Annotated in this window: 7 protein-coding genes; 4 read left to right on the forward strand and 3 right to left on the reverse strand. The window is 56.8% G+C overall.

The features are described 5' to 3' along the window. Positions 1-610 (reverse strand): class I SAM-dependent methyltransferase (locus ACLP2E_RS17405; protein ID WP_442466658.1); only part of this gene is annotated, 610 nt, incomplete at its 3' end. Positions 611-934: 324 nt separating this feature from the next. Next, a complete protein-coding gene (locus ACLP2E_RS17410; RefSeq protein WP_442466659.1) occupies positions 935-1,324 on the reverse strand; it encodes a hypothetical protein in 390 nt (129 codons plus the stop codon). On the opposite strand from ACLP2E_RS17410, the gene ACLP2E_RS17415 reads away from it, so the two are divergent. Both ACLP2E_RS17415 and ACLP2E_RS17420 read left to right on the forward strand, forming a co-directional pair. Then, the gene (locus ACLP2E_RS17415; RefSeq protein WP_442466660.1) at positions 1,315-1,656 is read left to right on the forward strand and encodes a hypothetical protein; all 342 of its coding nucleotides are present in this window, start codon (positions 1,315-1,317) and stop codon (positions 1,654-1,656) included. The two genes, ACLP2E_RS17410 and ACLP2E_RS17415, sit on opposite strands and share 10 nt — an antisense overlap. 186 nt (positions 1,657-1,842) lie before the next feature. Beyond that, complete coding sequence (locus ACLP2E_RS17420; RefSeq protein ID WP_442466661.1) at positions 1,843-2,238, forward strand: SPW repeat domain-containing protein; 396 nt, start codon at positions 1,843-1,845, stop codon at positions 2,236-2,238. Between the two features lie 498 nt (positions 2,239-2,736). Here the strand turns inward: ACLP2E_RS17420 and ACLP2E_RS17425 are convergent, their stop codons facing one another. Next, positions 2,737-3,051: a hypothetical protein gene (locus tag ACLP2E_RS17425; protein ID WP_442466662.1), complete on the reverse strand. Its 315-nt coding sequence runs from the start codon at positions 3,049-3,051 to the stop codon at positions 2,737-2,739. A gap of 196 nt (positions 3,052-3,247) precedes the next feature. Here ACLP2E_RS17425 and ACLP2E_RS17430 point away from each other — a divergent pair, with 196 nt between their 5' ends. Then, a complete protein-coding gene (locus ACLP2E_RS17430) occupies positions 3,248-3,916 on the forward strand; it encodes an SOS response-associated peptidase (RefSeq protein WP_442466664.1) in 669 nt (222 codons plus the stop codon). Between the two features lie 164 nt (positions 3,917-4,080). Further along, a complete protein-coding gene (locus ACLP2E_RS17435) occupies positions 4,081-5,169 on the forward strand; it encodes a patatin-like phospholipase family protein (protein ID WP_442466663.1) in 1,089 nt (362 codons plus the stop codon). The last annotated feature ends 283 nt before the right edge of the window (positions 5,170-5,452 follow it).

A 5,452-nucleotide genomic window follows, 5' to 3' on the forward strand; every position in this document is an offset into this window, starting at 1 on the left:
GGAAAGTGCTGAACTGAAACTTCTGCACGGCGCCCCATGGCGTTGAATGTTCATGGCGTCGGCTGTCCACCAAAGCGAAGTCTGTGCCGAGTAAGGCCGCAAGGCTCTCGGCGCTGTGTCGCGCAACCGGGAGTCCGCTGCACTTCTCGGGGCCATCGAGAGCGAACGTCCCGATTATCACATATCCGCCGACCCGCAGAGCATGCTTGAGGCGTTGAATATATGCATTCTGTTCCTTTTCGCCCGTAAGAAAGTGGAACGTGGCACGGTCGTGCCAAACATCGTAGATTTCGGATGGCTGCCATTCGGTTGCATCGGCCACAATCCATTTGACCCGGTTTCCCTTGCTGCCAAGGCGAGCGCGCGCGGATACGAGGGCGGCGGCGGACAAATCCAAGACCGTGACGTTCTCGAAGCCCTTCGCCAACAGACTATCGACAAGGCGAGATACGCCGCCGCCAATGTCGATGATGGCGGATGAGGACTTCGCACCTGTGAGGCCGAGTAATTCGAGGGAAGGCGCGGGGGTTTCCTGAAACCAACTTACCTCCGTCTCGCCCTTGGTCGTGTAGACGCTTTCCCAATGGGTTTCACGGTCGGTAGTAGACATCGCTGGTCCCCGATTTCTGGCATGCACCTGCCGAAACCATATCGGTATCGGTCGCGGCCTGAGCAACCCCGACTATCTATAGCGCAGCAAGAGTGGCCACAAACACGCGGTCACAGAACGTCGTTCGGTTCGCGTCGCGTCGCGTCAGGACAAGCATGAAATGTCCCGGACCCGCAAATCGAGCACTCGAACTTTTTCGCTCGACAGCCAAACCACCGTGGACGCGGCAACATCGATTTGCGACCGCATCGGTTACCTCAGCGCAGCGAATGTTGTGAATTGGGTCATGAACTTGGCCTTGGCCTCTATATTTGATAACATGCTTTATCTTCTGCTTGGAAGACGCCTCATGCCCGATGTTAATTTACCGCTATCCGGTCCTGTCGCCCAAGCGTTCAGTTTTTGGACGTCCCTTTTAACGCTACTGGAAATCAGGTCTGGCTCATCAACGTAAATATGGGCAAATCTTCGGACCCAGTCGTTGAGCAGGGAGTGCTCTCGGAAGCCGCAAGCTGCGGCAAGCAGCTTGGCCGCATCGAAGACGCGCTCGTGGTTCTGGTCAAGCATTTCGTTCAAAGCTCTTTTTTCGATAAAAGCTCCCTTTCGGACGAAGACAAAAAAGCGCTCAGCGAACTTAAGCGAATGATTGATGATATAGCCGATGTCCGAGATCGGCATTCGCGCCAGCCCGTCCTTCGTTTGCCATGACAGCACTGCTTCTCTTCGCAGCCAACCGCGTCCCAGCCCTCGTCGCCACCAGCGGCGAGCGCGCCTCCTACCGCTTTTTCGAATTCTTCTCGGCCAACATCAGAAACCCAAACACGCGCCGAGCGTATGCGCACGCAGCCCATGAGTTTTTCGACTGGCTCGACCAGCGCGCCGAAGGGACCTCTATTCCGACCGGTATCACCGCTTATCTCAAAAATGGCGGGACGTTGGAAAAGGCCGCAGCCATGGCGAACCATTCATCGACCCGGACGACCCAGCTCTATGACCGTTGTCACGATGAGATGAGCCTCGATGAAATTGAGCGCATCGTGATTTGAGCGCTCACGATCCGCAGAACGGCGGTAAGGAGCCCTTCGCAGGCCGGGATCGTTGCGGTCGATTGGCCTGTTCGAGACAGGCAGGCCAAGCTTCAGGTCCATCCGGTCAATCAAATTTTCGTCGCGGCAGGAACCCAGCAGGGAAGTTTTCGATTTGTCCCATGGGTCTTTTGACGGGAGTTCCCCATGTTGGATCAGGCTTCTACGGACGCGCGGTCGCGTTTCGACGGCGTCATCCTCATTCTTGCGATCCTACTGATCGCCGCGCCATGGCTCCTCGGCTATTCGGGCGATCACGACGCGACGGCGACGAGCATCGTGGCCGGTCTGGCCATTTGCGCCTGCGTCATCTCCACCCTCAGCAACTATACGCGCGCCTTTCGCGAAGTCGATTTGGCGCTCGGTTTGCTGACGGCGGCGGCGCCGTTCTTCTTTCATTTCGGCAGCGACCGGCGGGCGGTCATCGCCCATCTAGTTGTCGGCGGCGCCGTCGCGCTGATTTCCGCCAGCGAATTGCTGATCCGGAAACATCAACAGCAACAGGCGCACGCCTTCTGGCATTTCTGGGACGACAAGCAATAGGGAACGTCGCCTTCGGGCTTATCCCAGCCATAGCGGACGGAAATCGCGCTCTCCTTTGCGGAAATTGTAGCTGGTCGGTTCACGGCAGTGATCAGTTTATCTGCGATGTTTTCTGGGGGAGCCCCCTTTACGTACCGCTAGAGTCCGCTCAGAGCCGATCTCTGCCGATGGGCATCGCCTGCGAACGGCTCATCGACGCGGACTACTCAGCTCTACGACCGGCGCGACGATGCGGTCAGCCTCGACGAGATCGAGAGGATCGTGATTTAATCGCCGACGATCCGTACAGACCGACTTGCTCGTCATGGGATTTCTGTGCCAGGGTCTGCTGTAGCTCTTTGTCCGACAGAGTTCGCGCATCGTGTCTGGTGGCAGAAATCTAACCCGGGGTCGCTGCGCCTACGAATGACGAAAAACTGCGGGAAGCGGAAGTCACGAGCGCCGCCAGCAAGGGCGGGGTGGCTGAATTCCGGATTCTGGTGGAGGTTTCGCGCTGGCTCAGAAAGACTTTTTGAACTCAAGCCCTGGCGGGTTCAATTTCGGCGATAAGCTTTCGCCCGGAGGCATTTTGTCCTGACTTTCAAGCGTCGTCCCATGTTCGGGCGGTAGCGTTGCCGCCGATAGTGAATTCGGATCGGGGCGCCCATCGATGACGCGCTGAAGATCAGTCACGCCGGGAGACCTCAAGACATCCCCCGAAAAAGCCGGGGTAGCGAGGAGGAAGGAAGAAACCACCACAATATGTTTCATATTTGCCTTTTCTAGTGCGCAAAATACGCCGAAACTGATGCGCCACGACTCCAATGGATTCAATTTTTGTCATCTTTTTGGCCGTGCGACGCATTCTTTCCGGTCGATATTGGACCATGGCGGGACCATCATGTCGGAAGACCGCAACGAGCCGAATCCCGTCATCGCCCTGACGAGCTGACCGGAGCAACAGAGAGTTGGGCGCATGCAAGATGGCCGTGGTTTAGCCAACTCGCCGCAAGACTGGCATAATAGCCCGATGTGCAATTTGTATTCGATGACTAAACCACAAGACGCGATTCGAGCGATCTATCGCGTCGTTCGCGACCGGACCGGCAATTTGCCGCCCATGCCGGGCATTTTCCCGGACTATCCAGCGCCGATAATCCGGCTCGCCGATGGTGACCGAGAATTAACCACTGCGCGGTGGGGCATGCCTTCTCTCGTCTTCGCGCTCAAGGGCAGGACGACTGATCCCGGCGTCACCAATGTGCGCAACACGGCCTCTCCGCATTGGCGGCGGTGGCTCGGGCCAGCAAACCGCTGCGTCGTCCCATTCACATCATTCTCTGAGTATGAAACCGGGCCTGACGGCAAAAAAACTCCGGTCTGGTTTGCGCTCGACGAAAGCCGCCCTCTCGTAGCGTTTGCAGGCATATGGACCAACTGGACGTCGGTTAGGAAGGCCAAGGAGGGAGAGGTCACGACGGACGTGTTCGCATTCCTGACGACTGAGCCGAACGCCGTTGTCGCCCCGATCCATTCGAAAGCCATGCCGGTCATCTTGACCAACGATGAAGAAATTGACGTTTGGCTCAGAGCGTCGGCGGCTGAGGCTATGGCGCTTCAAAGGCCATTGGCAGACGATGCACTGAAGATTGTGGCAAGGGGAATGCGGCAGGACGACGGTTCGATGGGTCCGACGTAGGCAACTCGTCACGAGATCGCGCGTAGGCGCTGCTTTCATTCGTGTCTCGTTAGTTCCCGGCAGGACGTTTCAAACTTCTTGGGCTAAAAAAGAGGGCGCACGCGTTGCGAGCCACAGCCCTTCATTTTCGTTATCACTAATCGTATCAAGTTACGGAGGCGTCCATGTCAGACGATGTCGTGAGAATTCTCTCGATTGATGGCGGCGGAATTCGCGGAATCATTCCCGCGATGGTGCTGGGCGCACTACTTAAAGACCGCAATGCGCAGGATGTATTTCATTTGATAGCCGGGACTTCCACCGGCGGAATCATCGCGAGTGGGCTCGCGAAGCCAAATCCAATGACGCTTACTGAAATCACCAGCCTTTATGTGGATCACGGGGCGGACATCTTTAATCCGGCTACTGGCTCACCCGGTGGAATTTTGGGGCCTAGATATAGCCCTGACGCGTTGATTGCACTTCTCGGCGAGGAGTTTGAGAAGACGCACCTTTCAGACATTAACGCGAGCGGCGATAAAGCGGAACTGCTGATCCCCAGCTATGCAATCGGCCTGCCCAAGGAGAATCCGCCCGGCAACACATGCGCGCCAATGTTTTTCCGAAGCTGGCAAGCGCGCGGAGTTTTGCTGGAGGGCGACGCGACAGCCGCCGAATATGATTTTCGATTGAGCGCCGTGGCGCGAGCGACTTCTGCGGCGCCGACATACTTCCCCCCGCAGGCCTTGTTAAATAAAGCGGGGCAGCAGTTCACGATGATTGACGGAGGTGTGTTCGCCAACAATCCGGCGATGTGCGCTATAGTAGAGGCACACAAGCTGTATAGCGCGCAAAACTTCTTGGTTGTCTCGATTGGCACAGGCAGCGAACCCTCGCGCATAGACGCCGTTGCGGCGGCGACATGGGGAGACGTTCAGTGGGCGCTGCCACTGATCACGATACTGATGGATGGCGCCTCTCAGACCACATGCGTTGAAGTCAGCGAACTTCTCGCAGACAACCATTGGCGGTTCGATACTTCTCTCGCGAGCCCAACGCCGCAGGGCGAGCAAGTCGATCCTGCTATGGACAACGCGTCGGCGGCGAACATCAAGGCTCTTCAGGATAAGGCTAATCAGCTCATAAGCGCCAATTCTGCGCAACTCGCCGCGTTGGCGGAGCTGTTGGCGCCGCCAAAAGCTAACATTCCACCCGGCCAAACGCGAGCACTGAAGGGTATGTTGGTTTCGACGACGACACCGCCAAGCGCTTAGCCTTAAACCTCCGGAAAGCCGTGGCTCCGCGCGCTCTGGGCCGGAAAATAATTCCAGATTTGGAATGTCGGTCGCAATTGCGTTTCAATTACCGCCTAAAATGAAGACATGAATAAATTCACAATCTTGGTCGAAATCGATGCCAGCAACGGTCATGGGGTCGTTGTGCATGATGACGCGCGCAAAACCGTAACTCGGTTCGACGCCTTTTCAAAAAAGCATGCTCAAGGGGTAGCTTTGTGCCTCCTCGAATTGTTGCCGAAGCTCCACCGCCAAGCGACGG

The sequence above is a fragment of the Rhodoblastus sp. genome (assembly GCF_052145335.1).
In the GTDB taxonomy this organism is placed as follows: domain Bacteria; phylum Pseudomonadota; class Alphaproteobacteria; order Rhizobiales; family Beijerinckiaceae; genus Rhodoblastus.

Bases quoted from the DNA above. Each gene is read 5' to 3' on its own strand.
- ACLP2E_RS17415 (WP_442466660.1), top strand. From the start codon at position 1,315: ATGACAGCACTGCTTCTCTTCGCAGCCAACCGCGTCCCAGCCCTCGTC.
- ACLP2E_RS17420 (WP_442466661.1), top strand. From the start codon at position 1,843: ATGTTGGATCAGGCTTCTACGGACGCGCGGTCGCGTTTCGACGGCGTC.
- ACLP2E_RS17430 (WP_442466664.1), top strand. From the start codon at position 3,248: ATGTGCAATTTGTATTCGATGACTAAACCACAAGACGCGATTCGAGCG.
- ACLP2E_RS17435 (WP_442466663.1), top strand. From the start codon at position 4,081: ATGTCAGACGATGTCGTGAGAATTCTCTCGATTGATGGCGGCGGAATT.